26 protein-coding genes are annotated in these 24,509 nt (G+C 66.2%); 11 read left to right on the forward strand and 15 right to left on the reverse strand.

Going from position 1 to position 24,509, the window contains the following annotated elements:
• Positions 1 to 162: 162 nt before the first annotated feature.
• Positions 163 to 1,398, reverse strand: a complete 1,236-nt coding sequence (gene mexE, locus ACYCAX_RS20290) for a multidrug efflux RND transporter periplasmic adaptor subunit MexE (protein ID WP_015476767.1) — start codon at positions 1,396 to 1,398, stop codon at positions 163 to 165.
• A gap of 285 nt (positions 1,399 to 1,683) precedes the next feature.
• A complete protein-coding gene (locus ACYCAX_RS20295) occupies positions 1,684 to 2,598 on the reverse strand; it encodes a LysR family transcriptional regulator (RefSeq protein ID WP_015476768.1) in 915 nt (304 codons plus the stop codon).
• Between the two features lie 314 nt (positions 2,599 to 2,912).
• Between ACYCAX_RS20295 and ACYCAX_RS20300 the strand changes: the two genes are divergently transcribed.
• On the forward strand, positions 2,913 to 3,932 hold the full coding sequence (locus ACYCAX_RS20300) for a zinc-dependent alcohol dehydrogenase family protein (protein WP_015476769.1): 1,020 nt from the start codon (positions 2,913 to 2,915) through the stop codon (positions 3,930 to 3,932).
• A 238-nt stretch (positions 3,933 to 4,170) separates the two neighbouring features.
• Here the strand turns inward: ACYCAX_RS20300 and ACYCAX_RS20305 are convergent, their stop codons facing one another.
• The gene (locus ACYCAX_RS20305) at positions 4,171 to 4,518 is read right to left on the reverse strand and encodes a GFA family protein (RefSeq protein WP_015476770.1); all 348 of its coding nucleotides are present in this window, start codon (positions 4,516 to 4,518) and stop codon (positions 4,171 to 4,173) included.
• A 102-nt stretch (positions 4,519 to 4,620) separates the two neighbouring features.
• On the opposite strand from ACYCAX_RS20305, the gene ACYCAX_RS20310 reads away from it, so the two are divergent.
• On the forward strand, positions 4,621 to 4,899 hold the full coding sequence (locus tag ACYCAX_RS20310; RefSeq protein WP_015476771.1) for a hypothetical protein: 279 nt from the start codon (positions 4,621 to 4,623) through the stop codon (positions 4,897 to 4,899).
• An 85-nt stretch (positions 4,900 to 4,984) separates the two neighbouring features.
• Entirely contained in the window at positions 4,985 to 5,593 is a 609-nt protein-coding gene (locus ACYCAX_RS20315) for a flavin reductase family protein (protein WP_294977614.1), read from the forward strand.
• Positions 5,594 to 5,617: 24 nt separating this feature from the next.
• On the opposite strand, the gene ACYCAX_RS20320 is transcribed toward ACYCAX_RS20315, so the two are convergent.
• The 3 genes from ACYCAX_RS20320 to ACYCAX_RS20330 all read right to left on the reverse strand — a co-directional run bounded on the left by ACYCAX_RS20320 (position 5,618) and on the right by ACYCAX_RS20330 (position 9,087).
• Entirely contained in the window at positions 5,618 to 5,992 is a 375-nt protein-coding gene (locus ACYCAX_RS20320) for a hypothetical protein (protein WP_294977616.1), read from the reverse strand.
• Between the two features lie 138 nt (positions 5,993 to 6,130).
• A complete protein-coding gene (locus ACYCAX_RS20325) occupies positions 6,131 to 7,867 on the reverse strand; it encodes a SulP family inorganic anion transporter (protein WP_294977618.1) in 1,737 nt (578 codons plus the stop codon).
• Positions 7,868 to 8,082: 215 nt separating this feature from the next.
• Positions 8,083 to 9,087, reverse strand: coding sequence for an NADP-dependent oxidoreductase (locus tag ACYCAX_RS20330; RefSeq protein WP_015476775.1), 1,005 nt, complete (start codon positions 9,085 to 9,087; stop codon positions 8,083 to 8,085).
• 227 nt (positions 9,088 to 9,314) lie between these two features.
• Between ACYCAX_RS20330 and ACYCAX_RS20335 the strand changes: the two genes are divergently transcribed.
• A complete protein-coding gene (locus ACYCAX_RS20335; protein WP_015476776.1) occupies positions 9,315 to 10,076 on the forward strand; it encodes an SDR family oxidoreductase in 762 nt (253 codons plus the stop codon).
• 470 nt (positions 10,077 to 10,546) lie between these two features.
• Positions 10,547 to 11,437 carry a bile acid:sodium symporter family protein gene (locus tag ACYCAX_RS20340; protein ID WP_460248704.1) on the forward strand — a complete coding sequence of 297 codons (891 nt, stop codon included), beginning with the start codon at positions 10,547 to 10,549 and terminating at the stop codon, positions 11,435 to 11,437.
• Between the two features lie 167 nt (positions 11,438 to 11,604).
• Here the strand turns inward: ACYCAX_RS20340 and ACYCAX_RS20345 are convergent, their stop codons facing one another.
• Genes ACYCAX_RS20345 through ACYCAX_RS20355 form a run of 3 tightly spaced genes read right to left on the reverse strand, consistent with a single transcriptional unit; the run spans position 11,605 to position 14,630 of the window.
• On the reverse strand, positions 11,605 to 12,768 hold the full coding sequence (locus ACYCAX_RS20345) for an AAA family ATPase (RefSeq protein WP_460248705.1): 1,164 nt from the start codon (positions 12,766 to 12,768) through the stop codon (positions 11,605 to 11,607).
• A gap of 54 nt (positions 12,769 to 12,822) precedes the next feature.
• A complete protein-coding gene (locus ACYCAX_RS20350; RefSeq protein ID WP_015476779.1) occupies positions 12,823 to 14,016 on the reverse strand; it encodes a benzoate/H(+) symporter BenE family transporter in 1,194 nt (397 codons plus the stop codon).
• Between the two features lie 11 nt (positions 14,017 to 14,027).
• Positions 14,028 to 14,630, reverse strand: coding sequence for a LysE family translocator (locus ACYCAX_RS20355; RefSeq protein ID WP_460248706.1), 603 nt, complete (start codon positions 14,628 to 14,630; stop codon positions 14,028 to 14,030).
• Positions 14,631 to 14,788: 158 nt separating this feature from the next.
• On the opposite strand from ACYCAX_RS20355, the gene ACYCAX_RS20360 reads away from it, so the two are divergent.
• Entirely contained in the window at positions 14,789 to 15,430 is a 642-nt protein-coding gene (locus ACYCAX_RS20360; protein ID WP_015476781.1) for a hypothetical protein, read from the forward strand.
• On the opposite strand, the gene ACYCAX_RS20365 is transcribed toward ACYCAX_RS20360, so the two are convergent.
• Positions 15,427 to 15,870 carry a MarR family winged helix-turn-helix transcriptional regulator gene (locus ACYCAX_RS20365; protein WP_015476782.1) on the reverse strand — a complete coding sequence of 148 codons (444 nt, stop codon included), beginning with the start codon at positions 15,868 to 15,870 and terminating at the stop codon, positions 15,427 to 15,429. The two genes, ACYCAX_RS20360 and ACYCAX_RS20365, sit on opposite strands and share 4 nt — an antisense overlap.
• Before the next feature lie 82 nt (positions 15,871 to 15,952).
• On the opposite strand from ACYCAX_RS20365, the gene ACYCAX_RS20370 reads away from it, so the two are divergent.
• The 4 genes from ACYCAX_RS20370 (at position 15,953) to ACYCAX_RS20385 (ending at position 19,508) form a co-directional block, all read left to right on the forward strand.
• Positions 15,953 to 17,110: an aminotransferase-like domain-containing protein gene (locus ACYCAX_RS20370; RefSeq protein ID WP_015476783.1), complete on the forward strand. Its 1,158-nt coding sequence runs from the start codon at positions 15,953 to 15,955 to the stop codon at positions 17,108 to 17,110.
• A 9-nt stretch (positions 17,111 to 17,119) separates the two neighbouring features.
• Positions 17,120 to 17,722, forward strand: coding sequence for a glutathione S-transferase family protein (locus tag ACYCAX_RS20375; protein ID WP_015476784.1), 603 nt, complete (start codon positions 17,120 to 17,122; stop codon positions 17,720 to 17,722).
• Between the two features lie 379 nt (positions 17,723 to 18,101).
• Positions 18,102 to 18,563: a bacteriohemerythrin gene (locus ACYCAX_RS20380; protein ID WP_015476785.1), complete on the forward strand. Its 462-nt coding sequence runs from the start codon at positions 18,102 to 18,104 to the stop codon at positions 18,561 to 18,563.
• Between the two features lie 96 nt (positions 18,564 to 18,659).
• Positions 18,660 to 19,508 (forward strand): cache domain-containing protein, encoded by an 849-nt coding sequence (locus ACYCAX_RS20385; RefSeq protein WP_460248707.1) that lies wholly within the window; start codon positions 18,660 to 18,662, stop codon positions 19,506 to 19,508.
• Between the two features lie 65 nt (positions 19,509 to 19,573).
• Here the strand turns inward: ACYCAX_RS20385 and folE are convergent, their stop codons facing one another.
• The 4 genes from folE to ACYCAX_RS20405 form a co-directional block, all read right to left on the reverse strand.
• Positions 19,574 to 20,119 (reverse strand): GTP cyclohydrolase I FolE, encoded by a 546-nt coding sequence (gene folE, locus ACYCAX_RS20390; protein WP_015476787.1) that lies wholly within the window; start codon positions 20,117 to 20,119, stop codon positions 19,574 to 19,576.
• 133 nt (positions 20,120 to 20,252) lie between these two features.
• Positions 20,253 to 20,810, reverse strand: coding sequence for a Smr/MutS family protein (locus tag ACYCAX_RS20395; protein WP_015476788.1), 558 nt, complete (start codon positions 20,808 to 20,810; stop codon positions 20,253 to 20,255).
• 67 nt (positions 20,811 to 20,877) lie between these two features.
• Positions 20,878 to 21,198: a hypothetical protein gene (locus ACYCAX_RS20400; protein ID WP_460248708.1), complete on the reverse strand. Its 321-nt coding sequence runs from the start codon at positions 21,196 to 21,198 to the stop codon at positions 20,878 to 20,880.
• Between the two features lie 173 nt (positions 21,199 to 21,371).
• Complete coding sequence (locus tag ACYCAX_RS20405; protein WP_460248709.1) at positions 21,372 to 21,968, reverse strand: cysteine hydrolase family protein; 597 nt, start codon at positions 21,966 to 21,968, stop codon at positions 21,372 to 21,374.
• A gap of 178 nt (positions 21,969 to 22,146) precedes the next feature.
• On the opposite strand from ACYCAX_RS20405, the gene prmB reads away from it, so the two are divergent.
• Positions 22,147 to 23,061: a 50S ribosomal protein L3 N(5)-glutamine methyltransferase gene (gene prmB / locus ACYCAX_RS20410; RefSeq protein ID WP_460248710.1), complete on the forward strand. Its 915-nt coding sequence runs from the start codon at positions 22,147 to 22,149 to the stop codon at positions 23,059 to 23,061.
• A 634-nt stretch (positions 23,062 to 23,695) separates the two neighbouring features.
• Here prmB and ACYCAX_RS20415 read toward each other — a convergent pair.
• Positions 23,696 to 24,481: a hypothetical protein gene (locus ACYCAX_RS20415; RefSeq protein ID WP_460248711.1), complete on the reverse strand. Its 786-nt coding sequence runs from the start codon at positions 24,479 to 24,481 to the stop codon at positions 23,696 to 23,698.
• Between the last annotated feature and the right edge of the window lie 28 nt (positions 24,482 to 24,509).

Here is a 24,509-nt window from a genome sequence, read left to right on the forward strand (position 1 = left end):
CTGTCGCGAACGCATCGTTCGCCAAACCCGGGACAAAGGTCACCCGAGGCCCTGGTGGGACAGGGCCTGGTACGTCGATTCAGGGTGAGTTCGTCGATGATCCACCGGCGCGGGTTCTGGCGGCGCTCGGCGGGATCCTCGATGAGCTCGGGCGGGTGGCGGTCAGCTGCGCGGAGCGCCTGGCCTGGCGGATTTCTCGGCGACCTTCGGCACTTCGCTCTGAGCCAGTGCCTGGCGTTGCCGGGCGAGGGTGGCGAGGGTCGACTGGCTGGCCATCTCGACGCCCTGGGCATCGACCTGGGCGCCGGGTCGGACGCGCTGCAGGCCGTTGACCACGATGCGGTCCCCCTTGGCCAGGCCGTTGCGGACAATGCGCAGACCTTCCAGCTTCGGGCCCAGCTCGATGCTGCGGTATTGCACCTTGCTGTCCTTGTCGAGCACCAGCACGAACTTCTTGCCCAGATCGGTACCGACCGCGTCGTCCTTGATCAGCGCGGCGGCGTAGGTGCCGCTGCCGACCAGCTTGATGCGGGCGTACAGGCCGGGGGTGAACTGGTTGTCGGCGTTGTCGAACACGGCGCGGCCACGGATGGTGCCGGTCCTGGGGTTCACCTGGTTGTCGAGGAAGTCCAGCTTGCCCTGGTGCGGGAAGCCGTCCTCGCCGGTCAGGCCCAGGTACACCGGGCTGCTGCCGCGCGCGTCGGGGCCGCCCTTGCGGGCCAGGTCGACGTACTTGAGGTAGACGCGCTCGTCGGCGTCGAAGTAGGCGTAGACCTTGTCGGTGGAGACCAGGGTGGTCAGCAGGGTCTGGCCGCTGTTCACCAGGTTGCCGGCGGTCACTTCGGCGCGCGAGACGCGGCCGTCGATGGGCGCGGTGACCTGGGTGAACGACAGGTTCAGGCGGGCGTTGTCCAGTTCCGCCTGGGTCGCGGCAACCACCGCTTTCGCCTCGGTGGCGGCGGCGCTGCGGGCGTCGGCCAGTTCCGCGGAGATGGCATTGGTGGCGCGCAGGCGCTCGCCACGGGCGGCTTCGTTGACGGTGCGGGTCTGGTTGGCGCGGGCCTGCTGCAACTGCGCCTCCAGGCGATGCACCTCGGCCTGGAACGGGCGCGGGTCGATCTGGAACAGCAGGTCGCCTTTCTTCACCAGCGTGCCTTCACGGAAGGCCACGCGGTCGATGTAGCCGGAGACGCGCGGACGCAGCTCAACGGACTCCGGAGCCTCCAGGCGGCCGGTGAACTCGTCCCATTCGTTGATCGGCTGTTCGATGACTTCCGCCACGCTGACCTTGGGAGCGGGCATGTTCTGCGCCGCATCCTGGGCCTTGCCGCAAGCGCTGAGCACCAGCGCGGCGATCAGCGCCAGCGGAATACGCAAGGTGTTGAGATTTCGCTCCATGGAAAAGACTCCGACGATCTAATTGGTTTGGGACTTCTGATGGGGCGGAGTCTGCGTTCGGTGGCGCCGGGGAACTAATCGAACGAGTGAATTTTGATTATCACGTGGAGTGATAAATGCTTTTGCACTATGCGCAGGAATAGATAGAAGAAGCGGGCACGGAGATTTCCCGGAAGCGCTTTTTGTAGGAGCGCGCTTGCTCGCGAAGCTCTTTCCAGCGGTTGCACCGTGCGATGCGGATTCGCGAGCAAGCTCGCTCCTGCAAGGGGGCAGGTGCTGTGGAGGTCAGAGGCTGTCCGGATCGCCGACGAACATGGTGATGCGCGAGCGCAGCCAGCGTTCGGCCGGGTCCTGGTCCTGGGCGCCGCGCCAGACCATCGACAGCTCCGCCAGGCGGGTGGGGAAGGGCGGTTCCTCGGCGCGCAGGCCGCCGGCGGCGGTCAGGGCCTGCGCCACGTATTCGGGCACCGTGGCGATGATGTCGGTGCCGGCCAGCAACTGGGCAAGGCCGACGAACTGTGGTACCGCCAGCACCACCTGGCGCTTGCGCTCCATCTCGGCCAGGGTCTGGTCGACGAAACCGTCCAGGTCGCCGGCATAGGACACCAGCGCATGCGGGCGCTCGCAGTAGTCGTCGAGGGTCAGGGCGCCGGGGATCGAGTCGGCGCGCAGAACCTTCCAGGTGCTGCGGCGCAGGGTCTTGCGCTTGGCGTTGGCCGGCAGCTCGTCGGTGTAGCTCACACCCACGGAGATTTCCCCGGAGGCCAGCAGTTGCGGCATCAGCAGATAGTTCGCGCGACGCACCACCAGCACGATGCCCGGCGCCTCGGAACGCAGGCGGCGCAACAGCGGCGGCAGCAGGCCGAATTCCACGTCATCGGACAGGCCGATGCGGAACACCGCCTTGCTGGTGGCCGGGTCGAAGTCGGCGGCTCGGCTCAGCGCGGTGGAGATGGAGTCCAGCGCCGGCGAGAGGTGACCGAAGATTTCCTGCGCTCGCGCGGTGGGTTCCATGCTGCGTCCGGTGCGGACGAACAGCGGATCGTCGAACAGGCTGCGCAGGCGGGCCAGGGCCGCACTGATCGCCGGCTGGCCGAGAAACAGCTTCTCGGCGGCGCGGGTCACGCTGCGTTCGTGCATCAGCGTCTCGAAAACGATCAACAGGTTGAGATCAACCTTGCGAAGGTCGTTGCGGTTCATGGGGACTCCCTGGCGATGGGGGGAAAGTGAGGCCGAGCGTGTCCTGAGTCAAGTCTGTCAGATAAGTCCTTGATCAATTTCTACTTTTTTAATGAGAATCTCGCCCCGGCGGTGTGGTCAGACTCTGTAGGAACAGAGTCGCCCCGGTCCCTCCCGCAGCCCCGTCGCAGAGCCTTGCAGCCGCGCCGGACAAGGCTTGCAGCGCGGGCCGAATCATCGCCGTTTATGTCAATTATCAATGGTGAACGGTGGCGTCACCCCTAAAGCCCGGATAGAGTCCGTGGCTATGAAGCACTACAAAGGCGAGGTATGTGATGTCCCGCATGATCCGTTTCCACCAGTTCGGTGACGCCTCGGTCCTGAAGATCGAGGAAATGCCGACCCCGCAACCGGGGCCGGGTGAAGTGCTGGTCCGTACCCAGGCACTGGGCGTCAGTTGGCGCGACGTGCTCTGGCGGCAGAACCTCGCCCCGGATCAGGCCAAGCTGCCGGCGGGCATCGGTTATGAACTCTCCGGCATCGTCGAAGCCGTGGGCGAAGGCGTGGAAGACCTCGAGCCCGGTACGCCGGTGGCCAGTTTCCCGGCGAACTCGCCGAACCTCTATCCGGCCTGGGGCGACCACGTCGTGCTGCCGCGCACGTCGCTGACGCGCTACCCCGAGGTACTGAGCCCGATCGAGGCCGCCGTGCACTACACCGGCCTGCTGTATGCCTACTTCGCGCTGGTGGACCTGGCGCAGATCAAGCCCGGCCAGCGCGTGCTGATTACCGAGGCCGGCCATTGCCTGGCCCCGCAGGCCGTGCAACTGGCCAAGGCGCTTGGCGCCCAGGTGATCGCCACCACCAGCTCTGATGAAACCCGCGAGTTCCTCAAGGACCTGGGGGCGGACAAGATCATCTACACCGAGGAGCAGGACCTGGTGCTGGAGGTCGAGCGCTTCACCAAGGGTGAGGGCGTGGAGATCGCCCTCGACCAGTGCGCCGGTCCGCAGATGAAACTGCTGGGCGACGTGGCCGCGCCGCGCGGCAAGCTGATCCTCTACGGCATCAATGGCGGCAACGACGCGGCCTTCCCGGCTTGCGCGGCGTTCAAGAAGCACCTGCAGTTCTACCGTCACTGCGTGCTGGACTTCACCGGCCAGCCGGATATCGGCCTGACCCGCAACGACGAAGCCGTGCAGCGGGCGCTGGCCGCGATCAACCAGATGACTGCCGACCAGTTGCTCAAGCCGAGCATCGACCGGGTGTTCGATTTTGCCCAGTACCGCGACGCCAACTACTACATGGAAACCTGCCCGGGCGGCGGCCGTGTGGTGATGAAGATGCCGGAGTGATCCTTTGTCCGGAGCTGAGAAAGCCACTCCTCGGAGTGGCTTTTTTGTGCCTGCGGTTTTCCTGAGACAGGACGGGATCGCGAAAAAAGTCCGCCCCTCGAGAGCCGCCGCTGCAAATCATCAGGCAGCCGCCCCTACAAAATACCCATCCGGATGCTTCTGTGGTGCAGCGGCGGCTCTCGAGGGGCGGAGCTTCTCCGCGATAGGCGCCTACCGGGCGCGCCTCATGCCCTTCCGGCTACAGACTCTTGCCGTCGTACTCGCGAACCTTCAGCCCGCCCACGTCCACCTCCGGCAGGCAGCGCACGTTGATCGCGGCCATCGGCTTGCCGTCGGGCGTGGTGCCGTACGCCAGCGGCGCGCAACCGCAGGTGGGGCAGAAGCGGTGCTGGATGCGGTGGGTGTTGAAGGTGTAGGTGCTCATGGCGCTTTCCGGCGTGGTCAGGCGCAGCTTGTCCCGGGGCACGAACCACAGCAGCGAACCGCGCCGGCTGCAGATCGAACAGTTGCACTGGATGACTTCGCCGATCTCGCCTTCCACCTCGAAGGCGATGCCGCCGCAATGGCAGCTTCCGTGATACAGCATGATCGTGTTCCTGCGTTGCGTGAACGAACAGGCAGTGTAGTCCGGCGCGAGCGGCCGGGGCCGTCTAAGCTGGAAGGCGCCTGCACAACCAAGGAGGTCGTCATGAAGGCACTCTACGCTGTACTCGCCGCCAGCCTGCTGCTGGCCGGCTGCTCGGGCAACACGGTCAATCGCGACAGCTGCGCCAGCGAACTGAACGCGGCCTGGAAGGAGCTGGACCTGGCCAAGGCCGAAGGTTTTGCCGGGACCGTCAGCTACTCCAAGGCGTTCACCCTGATCACCGCCGCCAAGACCGAGCAGCAGGTCGAGTCCTATGGCGGGTGCCTCGACAAGGCCACCAAGGCGCGTTACTACATCAAGGAGTCGCGCGCCGGACGCTAGGCCCGTGTGCCGGGAGTCCCTGGCGCGGGCATAATCGCCGGGCGGACGGACGCACCGATCCGTCCGGCAGTCAGGGGAACCTTGCATGCAACTCGATTTCACCACCCTCGCGCCCGCCGACGCCTACCGTTGGCTGGCCTCCACCGTCACCCCGCGCCCGATCGCCTGGGTTTCCACGCTGTCCGCCGAGGGCAAGAGCAACCTTGCGCCGTTCAGCTTCTTCCAGGTCATCAGCGACGAACCGCCGACCCTGATGGTCAACACCAGCGTGCGCGACGACGGCAGCGTGAAGGACACCCTGCGCAACGTGCGCGAAACCGGCGAATTGGTGATCCACCTGGTCGGCGCCGCCCAGGCCGAGGCGATGAACGCCACCGCCGCCTGGCTGCCCCACGGTGTCAGCGAGATCGAGCATGCCGGCATCGCCACGCTGCCCAGCGAGCGCGTGGCGCCGGCACGCGTGGCTGGTGCGCCGGTGGCCTTCGAATGCCAGTTGGCCGAGATCGTCCCCTATCCGGCGGACAAGCCCAGCGCCTACCTGATCTTCGCCCGCGTGCTGCTGGCGCATGTCGACGACGGCGTGATGCGCGACGAGCGCCATGTCGATCCGGCGAAGCTGGACCTGGTGGGGCGCCTGGGCGGAACCCAATACAGCTATACCCGCGACACCTTCAGCATGCTTCGCCCCAAGTAAAGCCAAGCGCCTGGCGCCGTGCCGTCAGGCGAACGCCAGTTCCAGGTTGAGCTGCCAGAGGTTGTCGTTGAACCTCGCCGCGTCCAGCCGCTCGCGCAGGGCGAACAGCTCCTGGAGCAGGGCGGGGCGATTGTCGCACTCCAGCGTCCGGCCCTGGAGCAGATCGAGGATGCTCTGCACCAGGCGCCGGCCGCTGTCGGCGTCGAACCAGCAGCCAAGCTGATCGCCCTTGACCTCGTCGCAGCCGAAAGGGCAAAGGAAGTGTGAGATCGACGGCAGCCTTCGTGCGCTCAACAGCGAATCGATCCGCTGCTGTTCGCGGTACAGCTCCGGCAGCCGCAGGCCGGGTGCGAATCCGGCGATCGGACGCAGCAGGACCAGGCGATAGCAGGCATTCATTCGTATGTCTCGACGTAGACACGAGGTGTCGGAATTTGCCTTGCAGCCCTGCAGCGGCGCTGCAGGCATCGGCTGCAGCTTGGGTCTGAAATGTCCTTTCAGTGTTCTTGAGGTGCGCCTCGAGCGGTTTGCCGTGCGTTATCGGGGCTGGTCGGGCCGATTCGATGGCGAGTGCGGGTCCCAGTTGTGTTGCGCCTTGCGCTGCTGGTGCCAGCGCCGGTAGGCATTGACCCCGGCGCGCACCGAGCTGAATACCAGCGGCGGTTTCACCTCGCCCAGCGCCCCGGAGCGCTTGAGCATTGCCATTGTCTCGCCGGTGACCCGCGCCAGCGACAGGTGCACGCCCTGGGCATCCAGCGTCTGCTGCACCTCGCGCAGGGAGGTCAGGCCGCTGATGTCCAGGTTGAGGATACCCTCGGCGTTGAGCAGCACAGCGCGCGGCTGGTGGGCGGCGGCGACCACCTCCAGCAGGCGCTGCTTGAAGTAGTCGGCGTTGAAGAACAGCAGCGGCGCATCGAAACGGTAGATCACCAGGCCGGGCAGGGTGTGCGCGTTGGGGTACTGCTCCAGCTCCACCTGGCCGTCGATGCCGTGTACCCAGCCCATCACCGCATCATGGGGGCGATAAGTGAGATAGAGCAGGCGCAGCAGGGCGAGCATGATGGCGACGAAGATGCCCGGCAGCACGCCGACGCTGAGCACGCCGACCGTGGTCAGCACGCAGAGGCTGAACTCGAACCGGCTCAGTTGCCAGAAGCCGCGCAGCGCGCGGAAGTCGATCAGGCCCCAGCCGGCCATCAGCAGCACCGCGCCCAGTGCCGGCACCGGCACCCAGCCCAGCGGCTTGCTGAACAGCAACAGGATCAGGCCGATCACCAGTGCGGCGACGACGCCGACCATCTGGCTCTTGCCGCCGACCATGTCGTTCACCGCGGTGCGCGAGTCGGCGCCGCTGATCACGAAGCCCTGGGAAATCCCCGCGCCGATGTTGGCCATGCCCAGCGCCATGAACTCATGGTTGGCGTCGATGCTGTAGCCGTGGCGCGCGGCGAAGCTGCGCGCGGTGAGCATGGCGCTGCAGAAGCTGATGATGGTGATGCCCATCGCATCGCGGAACAGGCTGCCCAGTTCCTCGTAGGTGGCGTGGGGCAGGGTCAGCGTGGGCAGGCCCTGGGGCACCTCGCCGAGCAGCTTGATGCCGTACTGGTCGAGCCCCAGCAGAGCGGCCGCCAGGGTGGCGAACAGCACGCCGACCAGGGCGCCGGGCACCTTTGGGTAGAAGCGCGGCAGGACGATCATCAGCAGCAGCGTGGAGATGCCCAGCGCGAGGGTCGGCAGGTGCGTATCGGCGAGGTTGCGCAGCAGGGCGATCAGGCCGCGGACGAAACCGCTGGTTTCGCTGTGGTAGCCCAGCAGCTTGCCGAGTTGGCCGGCGATCAGGCTCAGGCCGATGCCGTTGAGGTAGCCCACCAGCGTTGGCCGCGAGAGGAAGCTGGCGACGAAGCCGGCACGTGCGAATCCGGCGGCGATGGACAGCGCGCCGACCATCACCGCGACGATCATCGACAGTTGCAGCAGGCGCTGCGGATCGCCGGCGGCCAGCGGCGTAATGGCGGCGGCGACCATCGCGGCGGTGGCGGCGTCCGGACCGACCATCAACTGCCGCGAACTGCCCACCAGGGCATAGATCAGCATCGGCAGGATGCAGGCGTAGAGCCCGACCTGGGCGGGGAAGCCAATGATCTGCGCGTAGGCGATGGCGGTGGGAATCTGCACCGCGGCGACCGACAGGCCAGCCTGCACATCGCGCGGCAGCCAGTCGAAACGGTAGTGCAGCAGGCTGTCCAGACCGGGCAGCCAACGGGCGAGGGACATTCGGGGGGATCTTCCTTGGAATCGACCAGGGGAAATCCTAGCTGGAAAGGCTCAACAGAGCTTGTCGGAAATCATCGAGATAGAGCGCGGAAAATGTCGCGGGAGGCGAAGTCTTGTCTGTAGGAGCGAGCTTGCTCGCGAACCGCCCAGCACCGCACTCGCCGGAAAGTGTGTTCGCGAGCAAGCTCGCTCCTACATCAGAGCCGCCTAGGCCGTCAGACCTTCAGCACCAGCTTGCCGAAGTTCTCGCCGCTGAACAGCTTGGCGAGGGTCTCGGGGAAGGTTTCCAGGCCTTCGACGATGTCTTCCTTCGACTTCAGCTTGCCCTCGGCGATCCAGGTCGCCATGTCCTTGAAGCCTTCCTGGAAACGGTGGGCGTAATCCATCACCACCATGCCTTCCATGCGCGCACGGTTGACCAGCAGCGAGAGGTAATTGGCCGGGCCGCGCACGGCTTCCTTGTTGTTGTACTGGCTGATCGCCCCGCAGATCACCACCCGCGCCTTGGGCGCCAGGCGGGCCAGCACGGCGTCGAGGATGTCGCCGCCGACGTTGTCGAAGAACACGTTCACGCCCTTGGGGCACTCGCGCTTGAGGCCGGCGTGGACGTCCTCGGCCTTGTAGTCGATGGCGCCGTCGAAGCCCAGTTCGTCCACCAGGTAGCGGCACTTGTCGGCGCCGCCGGCGATGCCGACCACGCGGCAGCCTTTGATCTTGGCGATCTGCCCGACCACGCTGCCCACCGCGCCGGCGGCGCCGGACACGACCACGGTGTCGCCGGCCTGGGGTAGGCCGACGTCGAGGAAGCCGAAGTAGGCGGTCATGCCGGTCATGCCCAGCGCGGAGAGGTACAGCGGCAGCGGCGCACGCTGGCTGTCGACCTTGTAGAAGCCCTTGGGTTCGCCGAGGAAGTAGTCTTGCACGCCGAGGGCGCCGTTCACTTCGTCGCCGACCTTGAAGTCCGGGTGTTGCGATGCGATCACCTGGCCCACGCCCAGGGCGCGCATCACGTCGCCGATGGCCACCGGGGCGATGTAGGACTTGGCATCGTTCATCCAGCCGCGCATGGCCGGGTCCAGCGACAGGTACTGGTTCTTCACCAGGATCTGGCCGGGGCCGGGCTCGCCGACCGGGGTTTCCACGTAGGCGAAGGTATCGCGGGTGGCGGCGCCGACCGGGCGCTGGGCGAGCTGGAACTGGCGATTGATCTGGGCGGGCATGGCAGTGGACTCAGTCAGGGAGAAAGCCTAGGTGATAGTCCGCGCGCGGCGTTGGGGCAAGTTCCGTCCGCTGGGGGAATGTCCGCCCATCGGCGCCAGTGATCCTTGCTCGCGGCAATCATCATTGGCATGGATGCAGCGACGTCGCCCCGCCTGATAGTGCTTCGCGCCCGCAATGCGCTGGCTAGACTGCGACGGTTATCCCCACACTGCTTCGAGGAACGCTCATGAGTCAGCTGCTTTCCGGCCAGGTCGCCCTGGTCACCGGCGCCGGCAACGGCATCGGCCGCGCCACCGCCCAGGCCTTTGCCCAGCAGGGCGTCAAGGTCGTGGTTTCCGATGTCGACGCCAAGGGCGGCGAAGCCACCGTCGAGCTGATCCGCGCGGCCGGCGGGGAAGCCACCTTCATCCGCTGCGACGTGACCCGTGACGCCGAGGTCAAGGCGTTGGTGGACGGCACCGTAGCCGCCTACGGCCGCCTGGACTACGCCTTCAACAATGCCGGTATCGAGATCGAGAAGGGCAAGCTGGCCGACGGCGAGGAGAGTGAGTTCGACGCCATCATGGGCGTCAACGTGAAGGGCGTCTGGCTGTGCATGAAGCACCAGATTCCGCTGATGCTGGAGCAGGGCGGCGGCGCCATCGTCAACACTGCCTCGGTCGCGGGCCTCGGCGCTGCGCCGAAGATGAGTATCTACGCTGCCTCCAAGCACGCGGTGATCGGCCTGACCAAGTCCGCCGCCATCGAGTACGCGAAGAAGAAAATCCGCGTCAACGCGGTATGCCCGGCGGTGATCGACACCGACATGTTCCGCCGCGCCTACGAGGCCGACCCGAAGAAGGCCGAGTTCGCCGCCGCCATGCATCCGGTGGGCCGCGTCGGCCGCGTCGAGGAAATCGCCTCCGCCGTGCTCTACCTGTGCAGCGACAACGCCGGCTTCACCACCGGTATCGCCCTGCCGGTGGATGGCGGGGCGACGGCGATCTGATCTTCCCCGAGTGAGTGTTCTGGGGCGTTCCCTTTCCCAGCCCTGGCTGCGCGGTCCGCTCCGAAGGGAGCGGAGGCCGTTCGGCGTGCGGTGAAGCATCGACGTCGGGCCGTTCAGTGCTGTTCTGAGCGCAATGGTGCCAGGCGTACGCTGAATTCAATCTGGCAGAGGAAAGCTCCCTCTTCCTTCAGGGAGAGGGCGGGGGAGAGGGCAGGTCCCCCGCCATTTCTGACCTGAAAGACCTGTAGGAGCGAGCTTGCTCGCGAACGGTTTTCCCGGCCGCTGCGGCGCTGGGCGGTTCGCGAGCAAGCTCGCTCCTACAAAAAAGCTCGCTCGCCTCACGATCCCACCCCGTTCGCTACAAACTTTCGCATTCTGTTACAGGATGAAGTGGTTTTGGCCTGCAAGGCCAGTTACAAGCGCCCAAGAGGCCGAAACAATCGGCCCATTCCAGTTGGAGAATAATGACAATGACCAACGATCCCTTGCTGACGCTGTTCATGCCCATCGCCCTGGGCATCATCATGCTGGGCCTCGGCCTGTCCCTGACCATCGCCGACTTCGCTCGCGTGGTGCGCTATCCCAAGCCCGTGCTGATCGGCCTGGTGTGCCAGATCATCCTGCTGCCCCTGGCGTGCTTCCTCATCACCCTGGGCTTCGCCCTCGAAGCGGCGCTCGCCGTGGGCATGATGCTGCTTGCCGCATCCCCCGGCGGCACCACCGCCAACCTCTACAGCCACCTGGCCCACGGCGACGTCGCGCTGAACATCACGCTGACTGCGGTGAACTCGGTGATCGCCATCCTCACCATGCCGCTGATCGTGAACATGTCGCTGCTGTACTTCATGAACGACGGCCAGACCATCCCGCTGCAGTTCGCCAAGGTGGTGCAGGTGTTCATCATCGTCCTCGGCCCCGTGGCCATCGGCATGATCGTGCGGCGCCTGCTGCCGGGCGTGGCGGCGGCGCTGCAGAAGCCGGTGAAGATCCTCTCCGCGCTGCTGCTGGCGGTGATCATCGGCGTGGCCGTGACCAAGGACTGGCAAACGTTCCTCACCTATGCGCCCATCGTCGGCGCGGCGGCACTGTGCTTCAACCTGCTGAGCCTGGCCCTGGGCTACTGGATTCCGCGCCTGCTCAAGCTGTCCAAGCCTCAGTCCATCGCCATCGGCATGGAGATCGGCATCCACAACGGCACCCTCGCCATCGCCCTGGCGCTCAGCCCGATGCTGCTCAACAACAAGACCATGGCGATCCCGGCGGCCATCTACGGCGTGCTGATGTTCTTCACCGCCGGCCTCTTCGGCTGGTGGGTCAGTCGTGGCGTGACCAGGACCGCGCCGGAGCAGGCGCCTGCCTGATGCTCCTGCAAGGGCGCTGTGCTCAGTGTTTCCCTTGGAGCGCCGCAGGATGGGGGAGCGCCGCGATACTCATCGAGGCCGTGCAGGGGCAGCGTGGGTATCGCAAGCCCGCGGATCGCTGCCCTGGCCATCCTGCGAAGGCGCGCGCCGGCTGCCGCTGAGCAGGCTTAATCCGGCCAATGCCACGCCGGGGCATCGAACATGTCCTGGTCGCGGATGCGCGTCTGGCCCAGTTCCTTGTCCAGGTGCAGGCAGTTGCACTCGGGGTGCTCCTCCAGCGTGGCGATCAGCCGGCTGGCGTGGGACACGACCCAGACCTGGGTGTGCTTCGAGGCCTCGATGATCAACCGTCCCAGCGCCGGCAGCAGGTCCGGGTGCAGGCTGGTTTCCGGTTCGTTGAGCACCATCAGCGACGGCGGGCGCGGGGTGAGCAGGGCGGCGACCAGTAGCAGGTAGCGCAGGGTGCCGTCGGAGAGTTCCGCCGCGCTCAGCGGGCGCAGCAGGCCGTATTGCTTCAGCGCCACGGCGAAGCGTCCACCGGGCTGGCAGTCGATCTGCAGTTCGGCGCCGGGGAAGGCGTCGGTGATGGCGGTTTCCAGTGCTGTCGCGTTGCCGATTTCACGAATGGTCTGTAGCGCAGCGGCGAGGTCGCGGCCGTCGTGGTGTAGCACCAGGGTGCGGGTACCGAGCTGCGGCTGGCGCGCGGGGGCGTCGGCATCGGTGCGGAAGTGGTCGTAGAAGCGCCAGCCGCGAATCTGCTCGCGCAGCAGCAGGGCTTCGGGGCAGTCCGAGCCGCCGCCGATCCGGGTGAACAGGCTGTCGAAAGTCGGGATGTGCTGCTCCAGCACCTGCCAGCTGCGGCTTTCGCGGGCGCGCAGCATAGGCCCGTTGCGTTCCACCAGTTGCGACGCGGGGCGGTACCAGGGGCCGGCCCAGATGCTTTCGTGCTTGATCTCCGGGTCCAGGCCGAAGGCGCTGACCACCGGCGGAGGCGGCAGGCCGAGGGCGATGGCGTAGCCGAAATCTTCGCCGGCAAAGCCCAGGCGCAGGCGCTTCACTTCGTTGCGCGGTCCGCCCTGGACTTCCACTTCGCCCGTGCGCATGCGCCGTGAATGGGTTTCCGGCCCGGCCCAGAAGGTGGATTCAAGCCCGCCCTCGCGCGCCAGTGCATTCACCACGCCGCCCTGGGCGGTCTCGGCAAGCAGGCGCAAGGCGCGATAGAGGTTGGACTTGCCGCTGCCGTTGGCACCGGTGATCAGATTCAGCCGGCCCAGCGGCAGCACCAGCGAGTTGATCGAGCGGTAGTTGGCGACGGCCAGGGTGTGCAGCATGCGGGGCGATCCGGTTCGGTCAATCGCCCGCATGCTAGCAGAAGGGGTGCGCCATTACGGCGCACGGCGCCAGTTCAGCACCAGTTGGGTCAGCAGCCCGGCCACCAGGCCCCAGAACGCCGAGCCCACGGAGAACAGGGTGAACCCCGAAGCGGTGACGAGGAAGGTGACCATCGCCGCTTCGCGCTGGCGCGCGTCGGCCATCGCGTTGGTCAGGCCGTTGGTGATCGAGCCGAGCAGGGCCAGCGCCGCGATGGACAGCACCAGCGCCTTGGGCAAGGCGGCGAACAGTGCGGCCAGGGTGGCACCGAAAATGCCGGCTACGCCGTAGAACAGGCCGCACCAGAGCGCGGCGGTGTAGCGTTTGTGCGGGTTCTCGTGGGCTTCCGGGCCGGTGCAGATGGCCGCGCTGATCGCCGCCAGGTTGATGCCGTGGGAGCCGAAGGGCGCCAGCAGCAGCGAGGCGACGCCGGTCACCGAGATCAGCGGCGAGGCGGGCACCTGATAGCCATCGGCGCGCAGTACGGCCAGGCCCGGCATGTTCTGCGAGGCCATCGCCACGATGAACAGCGGAATGGCGATGCTGATGGTGGCGGCCAGCGAGAAGCTTGGCGCGGTCCACACTGGACGGGCGATTTCCAGCTGGAAGTGGCTGAAGTCGAGCAGGCCGAGGACGCCGGCCAGGACGACGCCCACCAGCAGCGCGGCGAACACCGCGTAGCGCGGCGACAGGCGCTTGGCCACCAGGTAGCTGAGGAACATCGCTACCACCAGCAGGGTTTGCTGCTGCGCGGCATTGAGGATCTCGACGCAGATGCGGAACAGCACGCCGGCCAGCAGGGCAGCCGCCAGCGAGCCGGGCACCTGGCGCATCAGGCGGTCGAAGCTGCCGGTGATGCCGCACAGGGTGATCAGCCCGGCGCAGACGATGAAGGCGCCGATGGCCTCGCCGTAGGGTACGCCGGGCAGGCTGCTGATCAGCAGTGCGGCGCCGGGGGTGGACCAGGCGATGACGATGGGCGTGCGGTAGCGCAGGGTCAGGCCGATGGTGGTCAGCGCCATGCCGATGGACAGCGCCCAGATCCACGAGGAAATCTGCGCGCTGGAGAGCCCCGCCGCCTGGCCGGCCTGGAACATCAGCACCAGCGAGCTGGTGTAGCCGGTGAGCATGGCGACGAAGCCCGCGACCACGGCGGCGGGGGAGGTGTCGGCCAACGGGCGCAGGCGTGCGGGGGCGGTGTCAGTCATACGGGGTTCCATCAGGCGCTGGTGAGCAGCGGGTAGAGCGAGGCGACCAGCAGGGCCGCCATGCCGACATTGAACAGGCGCAGGCGCCTGGGATCTTCCAGCCAGCGCCGCAGCAGGCTGCCGATGATCGTCCAGACGCCCACGCTGGGCAGGTTGACCACGGCGAACAGGGTGGCCAGCATAATCACGTTGCTGATGAAGGCGTCGGGCGGCAGGTAGGTGGCGATGGCGCCCACTGCCATGACCCAGGCCTTGGGGTTGACCCACTGGAAGGCGGCGGCCTGGAGAAAGCTCATCGGCTGGCTGCCTTGCGCATCGGCGGCTTCGGGGGCGCCGGCACGGGCGATCTTCCACGCGAGGTAAAGCAGGTAGGCGCCGCCCGCGTAGCGCAGTGCCTGGTAGCTCGCCGGGAAGCGCTCGAACAGCTGGTGCAGGCCCATGCCGACGGCCACCACCAGCAGCAGAAAGCCGATGCTGATGCCAAGCATGTGCGGAATGGTCCGGCGGATGCCGAAATTCACGCCCGAGGCCAGCAGCATCATGTTGTTGGGGCCGGGGGTGATGGAGGTGACGAAGGCGAACAGCACGAAGGCGCCGAGGAGTTCGATGGGCATGGCGGAATACACCGGTCTTGTTGTGCTTGCAGACTAATGCCGGTGACGGAGGCTGTCCCGTAACAGCCAGGCGCCGAGTGGGCCGTACAGTGGCGCTGGCAATCGCCCGGCGGGCTCAGTATGTTGCACCTCCATCGTCAGCCTGGAGTCTATGGCCAATGGACCAGAACCCTTACGCCGCGCCCAAGGTAGAGCTGGTAGACGCCCGGGCGCCGGAGCCTTTCCTCAGCGGGAACTGGAATGCCGGCGGGTTGCGAGTGCTGGCGGGGTTGAGCCTGGCCTTGCTGCTCAGCGAGCTGGTTCTGCTGGGGCTGTCGATCGTCAATCGCCTGCCGGGCTTTTTCGGCATCCCGCAACTGGAGGTGTGGTTGAGCGTGCTGAGCGTGTTGCTCGGCTGCTTCCTGAGCTGGCGCTGCACGCGCTTCCTCGAGGACCGTTTCAGTGCCCGTGGCCTGCGCTGGCCGCTGGCGATCTCGATCGGCATGGCGGTGCTGATGCAGCTCCACAGCCTGGTATTCGACGTCCAGTTCGGCGAGGTCAACAGCCTCGCCACGCTGGCCTTCCTGCTGATGTTCCTGCCCAGCGGCATCGCCCAGCTCTGGTATGGCATCCGCGTGCTGAAGATCCCGCTGCCCTATCCCTCGGTGAAGGTGATGGGCTGGTTCGATGTGGTGACCGGCGGGTGTCTGGCGACGGTCGTCCTGTTCGTGCCCGGCACGCTGCTGGCGATGGTCGGCGCCATCCCCCTGGCGCTGATGTTCCTGCGCGGCGCGCGGGAGCTGGACGGCGCGACGGGTTAATCCCGTTCCAGCGGATGGGCGATGGCCTGGTTCACCGCCATCCAGCCCTTGACCGCATCCTCGCCGGCCTCGTTGAAGGCGCGGCGCAACAGCCGGTCCTGTTCGCGGCGCAGGGCTTTCTCCAGCTTGCTGCCTTCGGGCGTCAGTTCCAGCAGGCGTTTGCGCTTGTCGCTGTCGGCCGCTTCGCTGCGGATCAGGTGCATTTCCACCAGTTGGCGCAGCGGCGTATTCAGGGCCTGCTTGGTCACGCCCAGGGCGGCGAGCAACTGGCTGACGCTCAGGCCCGGCTTGCGTGCAATGAAGAACAGGATGCGGTGATGGACACGGCTGAGCCCGCGGCGGGCGAGCATTTCGTCCGGTTTCGCGGTGAAGGCTCGGTAGCTGTAGAAGAACGCTTCGATGGCCTGGAGCTGCAGTGCGCTTTTTATTAGGTCAGGCATATTGACGTATCCGTGCGGGGCGTCGTAGTTTCGGTCAAGCAGTTTGACTCATTCCTCCGTGCTCACGCTACCGGTGACCCCAATGGCCTTCTCCGAACGCATTGCCCGTCTGAAAAGCTCCCTGATTCGTGAAATCCTGGCTGCGGCGCAGCGTCCGGAAGTGATGTCCTTCGCCGGCGGCCTGCCCGCCGAGGCCATGCTGCCGAAGGTCGAGTGGGCCGACATGCCCGCGGGCATGGGCCAGTACGGCATGAGCGAGGGCGAACCGGCCCTGCGCGAGGCCATCGCCGCCGACGCGCGCAAGCTCGGCGTACCCTGCGAGGCGAGCCAGGTGCTGATAGTCAGCGGCTCGCAGCAGACCCTCGATCTGGCCAGCAAGCTGTTCATCGATCCGGGCACCGAGGTGCTGCTCGAAGCGCCGACCTACCTGGCCGCGCTGCAGGCGTTCCAGCTGTTCGGGGCGAACTGCCTGACGGTGCCGCTGGGCGCCGAAGGCCCGGACGTTGCCGCGCTGCGCCAGCGTCTTGAGACCAGCAAGCCGGCCTTCGCCTACCTGATCCCGACCTTCCAGAATCCGTCCGGCGTGCGCTACAGCGAACAGCGTCGCGACGAGGTCGCCGCCGTGCTCGACGAGTTCGGCGTGACCCTGATCGAGGACGAGCCCTACCGCGAGCTGGTGTTCGACGAAGGCGCCGCGACTCCGCTGGTCAGCCGCCTGAAGACCTCCAGCTGGATCTACACCGGCACCGTTTCCAAGACGCTGTTGCCGGGCCTGCGCGTGGGCTTCCTGATCGCCACCCCGGACCTGTTCCCGCACCTGCTGCGCCTGAAGCAGTCCGCCGACCTGCATACCAACCGTGTCGGCCAGTGGCAGGCGCTGCAATGGTTCGGCACCGAGGCCTACCGTGGCCACCTGGCCGAGCTGCGCGACTTCTACCGCATCCGCCGCGATGCCATGCAGGTGCAACTGGCGGAGCACTTCGCCGAGCTGGCCGACTGGAACCTGCCCCAGGGCGGGCTGTTCTACTGGCTGAAGCTCAAGCAGCCGCTGGACACGCGCACACTGCTCGACGCGGCCCTGCGGCAGAACGTAGCCTTCATGCCTGGCGAGCCGTTCTTCACCGACCCGGACGCCAACCCCGGCTACCTGCGGCTGAACTTCAGCCACGTGGCGCCCGAGCGCGCGGGCGAGGGCCTGCGTCGCCTGGCTGCGGTAATCCGCGAAGCCCAGGCTCACTGAGGAGTGACCATGTACACCGTCTACGGCGATCAACTTTCCGGCAACTGCTACAAGGTCAAGCTGGCCCTGCACCTGCTCGGCCTGCCTTACCAGTGGCGCGACATCGATATCCTCAAGGGCGAGACGCAGACGCCCGAGTTTCTGGCGAAGAACCCCAACGGCAAGGTGCCGGTGCTGGAGCTGGAAGACGGCACCTGCCTGTGGGAGTCCAACGCCATCCTCAACTTCCTCGCCGACGGCAGCGACCTGCTGCCCGGCGAACCGCGCCTGCGCACCCAGGTGCTGCAATGGCAGTTCTTCGAGCAGTACAGCCACGAGCCCTACGTGGCGGTGGCGCGCTTCATCGAGTTCTACCTCGGCCTGCCCGAGGAGCGCCGCGAGGAGTACGTCCGCTGCCACAAGGGCGGCTACAAGGCGCTGAAGGTGATGGAGAAGCAACTGGAGCAGACGCCCTATCTGGTGGGCGACAGCTATTCCATCGCCGATATCACCCTGTACGCCTACACCCATGTGGCGCACCAGGGCGGCTTCGACCTGTCGAACTTCCCGGCGATCAACGCCTGGCTGGCGCGGGTGGCCGATCACCCGCGGCATGTGGGGATGCAGGACTGACCCCGCGACCGGCCATTGAAAACGCCGCTTCCCTGGAAGCGGCGTTTTTCGTTGCGCCGCGCGGGCTTTTCGCAGGGCCGAGGGGGACGCCCAGTCCTTGCCTGCGAACCCGTTTCCGGCAACCCCAATGCTCATGCGGTTTGCGAGCACGCTCGCTCCTACAGGTTGATCCGAGCTTCTGTGCGGAGAATCGGCAAGATGCAATCGGACGAGTCCGAAATGACCGCTCTAAACCGATGATTTCGGCGATTTGGGGTTGACCGGCATCATGGCCGCGTTTTGTCGCTCTCCCTAGTCTGGACGTGCTGCATGCGGTCGTACCGTTGTGGCCGGGCGCGGGTTGCAGGCAGTGTCGCCGTCCGGCGAGTGAGGGGGGAAGATGGCCTATCTGGTCTGGCAGGAGGATCTCAATACCGGGATCCAGGTAATCGACGCGCAGCACAAGCGCATCGTCGAGATGATCAACCAACTGCACGACGCACAGGCACGGCATGACCGGGCGCTACTGGGCAACGTGATCGAGGAGTTGGTCGACTACACCCTTTCGCATTTCGCTTTCGAGGAAACCCTGCTGGAGGACTCCGGCTACCAGTTCACCCGCGCGCACAAGAAGGTCCATGAGCTGTTCATCAAGCGGGTTTCCGATTACCGCATGCGCTTCGAGTCCGGCGAGGACGTGGCCGATGAGCTCAAGGGACTGCTGGGTCGCTGGCTGTTCAATCACATCCGCAACGACGACGCCAACTACGTGGCGTCGGTGAAGGCCGGAATGCAGGCGCTGACCCGCGACCAGGGGCAGGGAGGCTGGCTGTCGCGGTCGATGAAGCGCTTCTTCGGCTGAATCATCAGGGAAATCGGCCCTTTCCCGGCGCGAAACCCTCAAGGCTATCTATGCTCAGTGCAAAACGCCAAGACATGCCCTGGGGGGCTCATCGGTATGAAAACGCTGTTGAAATCGCTGTTGCTGGTTTCCCTGTTGATGTCTGCATTTTCCCTGTTCGCCGCGCAGACGGCCGCTCCGGCCGAGGCCAAGCGCGCCCAGGCGCTGCTGAACAAGGCCGTGACCTACTACGAGAAGGAGGGGGACAAGGCCTTTGCGGCGTTCAGCCGCCAGGGTGAGTTCATCGATGGCGATCTCTACGTCTTCGTGGTGGACAGCAAAGGCACCATGCTGGCCAGCGGCGGGCCTTCGGTGGTGCTGATCGGTCGCGACGTGTCGACGACGCTCGATCCCGCCCTGCGCGAACAGTTCGCCAAGGCGCTCGCCGAACCTGCTAGCGGCAAGGTGAAGCAGGCGGACTACCGCTGGAAGAACTGGTCCGATGGCCGCGTCGAGCGCAAGCACGTGTACTACCAGCGGGTAGGCGAGCGCTTCATCGCCACCGGCTACTACCTGCCGCGCGCCACGCCGGAGCGGGCGGTGGCGATGCTGGACAAGGCCGTGAAGGCCGTGGAAACCGATCCGGACGCTACCTTCCGCAAGGTAAACGCGCTGGATAGCAGCTTCATCGAGGACGACCTCTATGTGTTCGTCGTGGATCTCGACACTTCCAGGTTCGTTGCCCACGGCTTCAACAACCGCATGGTCGGCACCGACTTCGCTTCGCTGAAGGATCCGGGCGGCAACCCGGTCGGCCACGCCATGCTGGAGCTGGCTCGCGGCCAGGGCGAAGGGGAGTTCGAATACCAGTGGCGCAACCCGGTGACCACCCAGGTGGAGAATAAGCACGCCTACCTGCGCAAGGTCGGTCACTACATGGTCGCGGTGGGTTACTACACGCGCTGACCGGCGGGGATGACAGGCAGAAAAAACCGGCCCGAGGGCCGGTTTTTTCATGGCGGCGGTTCGGCTCAGCGGATCAGGCTGAGGAACTCGCTGCGGGTGGCGGCGTTCTCGCGGAACTCGCCGAGCATCACCGAGGTGACCATCGAGGAGTTCTGCTTCTCCACGCCGCGCATCATCATGCACATGTGCTTGGCCTCGATCACCACGGCCACGCCCAGCGCGCCGGTGACCTGCTGCACGGCCTCGGCGATCTGCCGCGACATGTTTTCCTGGATCTGCAGGCGGCGGGCGTACATGTCGACGATGCGCGCGACCTTCGACAGCCCCAGCACCTTGCCGTTGGGAATGTAGGCGACGTGGGCCTTGCCGATGAAGGGCAGCAGGTGGTGCTCGCAGAGCGAGTAGAGCTCGATGTCCTTGACCAGCACCATTTCGCTGTTGTCGGAGCTGAACAGCGCGCCGTTGACGATCTCCTCCAGCGTCTGCTGGTAGCCGCGGCAAAGGTACTGCATGGCTTTGGCGGCACGCTTGGGCGTATCGACCAGGCCTTCACGGGTAACGTCCTCACCGAGTTGGCTGAGGATCGCGGAGTAGTGTTGTTCCAGGGACATGGATCTACCTGTGGCAATGACAAATATGAAAAACCGTGGCGCAGGGTAGGGCGCGCGGCCTTGGCTGGCAAGGGTGGCGTGCCGGTTGGCGCGTTATGGCGGCGGTGCTGGCGCCAATCGTTTCCCGGCCCGATTACTCGTCGCGGCCTTCGAGCATCGTGCGCCGCAGCATCACGTAGATGGCCCCGGCACCGCCGTGGCGCGGCAGGCAGGAGGTGAAGCCGAGCACCTGCGGGTGCTGGCGCAGCCAGGTATTCACGTGGCTCTTCATCATCGGACTCCTGCCGTCGACGCGCGCGGCCTTGCCGTGGGTGACGCGGACGCAGCGGACCTCGAAGCGGGTGGCTTCGGCGATGAAGTCCCAGAGGGTTTCGCGGGCCTTTTCGATCTTCATGCCGTGCAGGTCGAGGCTGCCCTCGAAGCCGATCTGGCCGGCCTTGAGCTTGCGCATCTGGCCTTCCTGGACACCGTCACGGGCCCAGTAGAGTTCATCTTCCGGCCCGACGTCGATGACGAACTGGTCGGATAGGCCGTCCACCCGGATGTTCTCGGTGCGCACGGTCGCGTTCTGCCTCAGCTCCTTGAGCTGCTGGCGGTCGGCCTTGGGCTTGCCGGTGTCGGCCTGGTCCACTGTGATGCGCTTGACGCCGCGCATCTCGCGGGCGAACTGGGAAAAATCGTCGTCTTGCATGCGCACCTCCACGAAGAGCCGCGCAGTGTAGCGGATCGCGCCGACCTTGCGGAAATCCACGGATGGCTCAGTCGCGCCGCTTCATCAGTCTCGGCGACAGGCTCAGACCCTCGCGGCCGCGTGCCCGGCGGCGGGCGGCGCGCCAGAACAGCACGCCCAGCCAGAGGCAGAGCAGCCCGATGACCAGCAGGACGGCACCGGCCCCCGGCTCGATGTGCAGAACGCCGACGGCGGGTTGACGGCGCAGCAGGGCGGCGACTCCGGCCATCGCGGACAGGATGCCGAGGGTGGCGATCACCGCGGCCAGGGCGGCGGCGAAGCGCCAGCGCCAGCGTCCCGGACGCTTGGGACGCAAGGTGCGCGGATTGAAACTATCGGACAACTTCATCCCGACTTCCTCATCTGTTGAACGAGGCTATGACCGGTCAGGGCTGGAGGGGGTTCCAATCCCGGGGTCGGGAGGCGCATCGGGCCCGGTTTCCAGCCGGGCCCGCAAGCTCTGCGCCTAAGCAGAGCCTAACCGCTCGTGGTCGCTGCTGCCGCCCGTCGGGACGGACGGTGTCAGATCAGGGCCTGGGCCTGGGCGACCACCGCGGCGAAGTTGTCGCCCAGGGCGGCCATCTCCGCCCGGTGCAGGTCACGGGCGGCGAGTACGCCGCCTTCCGGGGTGGGGATGTCGCGGGTGGCGCAGGCGGCGTCCGCCAGGGTGCAACGGTAGCCGTAGTCCTTGGCGGCGCGTACGGTGGTGCTGATGCTCGAATGGGTCATGAAGCCGCAGACGATCACGTCCAGGCGACCGTGGGCCTGCAGGCGCTCATGCAGGTCGGTGCCGGCGAAGGCGTTGGGCAGGCGCTTGTCCACGATGACCTCGCCCGGCAGCGGGGCGAGCTCGGGGAGGAACTGGCCACGTGGGCCCTGCGGGTCGAGTACGCCGCCCCGCACGCCCAGGTGGTGCACGTGAACGATCGGGGTGCCCATGACCCGGGCCGACTCCAGCAGCAGGCGGATCTGCGCCACCGCCGCATCCAGGTCAGGCAGCGCCAGCGCGCCGCTGCGGTACTCCTCCTGGGCATCGATGATCAACAGAGTGCTCTGGCGCAGCGTGGCCGGCGGGTACCCGCGTCCACTGATCTGCAGCATGCTGAGCGGAAGGGACATGTCTCAACTCCTGATAATCCACGTGCCACCATTGTGGGCTGTAACGCGTTCCCTGTGAATCTTTGCTAACTCGCTCCAAAGTGGTATTGGCAAGATGAACGATAGCTGGTCGGGACGCCCCAGCGCGTCGCCGTTCCGTTAGAATGCGTCCCTTTTTGCGAGCTGCGAGGACTGCGCTGTGACTCAATCCCGTTTGCTGACCCTGCGTGACTACATCCGCTGGGCGGTCAGCCGTTTCCACGCCGAGGAACTGTTCTTCGGTCATGGCACCGATAACGCCTGGGACGAGGCCCGCCAACTTGTGCTCGGTGCGTTGCATCTGCCGTGGGAGATGGCCGATGCCTACCTGGACTGCCGCCTCGAGGATGAAGAGCGCGAGTACCTGATGCACCTGCTGCGCCGGCGCATCGAAGAGCGCGTGCCCACCGCCTACCTGCTGGGAGAGGCCTGGTTCTGCGGGTTGCCGTTCGTGATCGACGAGCGCGTGCTGGTGCCGCGCTCGCCCATCGCCGAGCTGATCGAGCGCCGTTTCGAGCCGTGGCTGGCGGCCGACCCGGCGCGCATTCTCGACCTCTGCACCGGCTCGGGCTGCATCGGCATCGCCTGCGCCAGTGCCTTCCCCGAGGCCGAAGTCGTGCTGGGCGACCTGTCCTTCGAGGCCTTGGAAGTGGCCAATATCAATATCGAGCGCCACGAACTGGGCGAGCGCGTCTACTCCGTGCAGGGCGATGGCTTTGCCGGCCTGCCGGGGCAGCGCTTCGACCTGATCGTGTCCAACCCGCCCTATGTCGACGCCGAAGACTTCGCCGACATGCCTCCGGAATATCATCACGAACCGGCGCTGGGCCTGGCCTGCGGCGACGACGGCCTGGACCTGGTGCGGCGCATGCTGGCCGAGGCGGCGGACCACCTGACCGAGCGCGGCAGCCTGGTCGTCGAGGTGGGCAACAGCCAGGTCCACGTGGCGGCGCTCTACCCGGAGGTGGACTTCACCTGGCTCGATTTCGAGTACGGCGGTCATGGCGTGTTCCTGCTCTCGGCCGAGCAGTGCCGGCAGCATCAGGACCTGTTCAAGTCACGGGTAACGGCCTGACGCGCGGCGGGTGGGATTAGCCTGTAGGAGCGAGCTTGCTCGCGAACCGCATGGCAGCGGGCCAATCGCGGATAGAGTCCGCTCCTACGAAAAGCCATTTACTTCTCACGCTGATTTGCTCGTGTAGGAGCAATTGTCTTCTAGGCTATTCGCTGCGCTCACCCTTCGGGCCGCACTGAAGTGCGTTCAGCGCAAGCGCTGTCCCGTGTTCGCGGGAGTGACGGTGAGATGCGAAGTCCCCCCGTACACGTCATTCCCGCGAACGTGGGACGCGGCTCCATCGCGAACAGCGCTTGCGCTGGCCCGGAGGGGTATTACCCAGAAAACAATGTAGGAGACAACTGTCTTCTACCGGGGAAATCCGTGCCTGCGATACCCCCTCACCCCAGCCCTCTCCCTCAGGGAGAGGGAGCCGTCCGAATCGGCTGACACCTTGATTGTTCCCTGCACCGAACGGTCCCCTCTCCCCCTGGGAGAGGGTTAGGGTGAGGGCTGATCCGAGCGCAGAACTGTCCGATAGGAGCGAACTTCGTCCGCGATGGGAGTTCAATTCGGCATCGCGATGCCTGGATAGGCACTGTTTGGAGTGGTCAAGTTCGCGAGCAGGCTCGCTCCTACGAAAAGCCCGCACGCCTCAGTGGGTGGCGATCCAGATCAGCAATCCGGCCTGGAACACCGCGAACACCGTCAGGCAGGCGATGGTGAAGCGCAGGCTGCTGTCGTCGCGGCGGAAGGTTTCGATGCGCTGCTCCAGGCGGCGGATTTCGTTGGCCTGGGTGGCGAGGTTGTGGTCGGCCTGTTCGAGCATGGCGGCGGCGTCCAGCAGCGGCAGGATCTGCACCTTTTCCTTGTGCCAGTCGTCGTACAGCTCGCTGATCCGGCCGACGTTATAGCGCGCCTTGAGCAGCCGCGAGTCCTCGTAGATCACGTCGAAGCCCTGGGCGCGGAGGAAGTGATCCCGGCGCTGGCGGGCTTCTTCGTTGGGCACCTCCTTCATCGCCAATGCGCCACCTTCGACACGGTAGTGCGCCCATTTCTTCTTTGCCCAGGCCACGCCCTGGGCCAGCAGGAAGCGGCCCAGGCCACGGTTCAGCGGTTCGGTGGCGAAGCCCGAGTCGGCGCCGAAGCGGATTTCCTTGTTGCGGTGGTCCGCCCAGACTTCCAGCAGGTTCACTTCCTTGCGCAGCACCTGCCCGGGCAACTGGACGGTCAGGCGCAGCAGGCTCTGTTCGCTGCTGTGACGTTCGACCCGGCCAAGCTGGACGAAGCGCAGCGGGCGGGCGCCGGTCGAGCGGTCGGTGGGCAGCGGCGCCAGGCGCAGCAGGCGATAGTGCTCCGGGCCCAGTTCCGCCCACGGGTGTGGGCGGGCGGCGCTCTGGGGGGCGCTCTCGGCGATGGGCGTGGGTTCGGCTTGGCTCATGGGGCGATCCTCGGGCCCGGCGGGCGTG

Source organism: Pseudomonas sp. MT3, assembly GCF_054720805.1.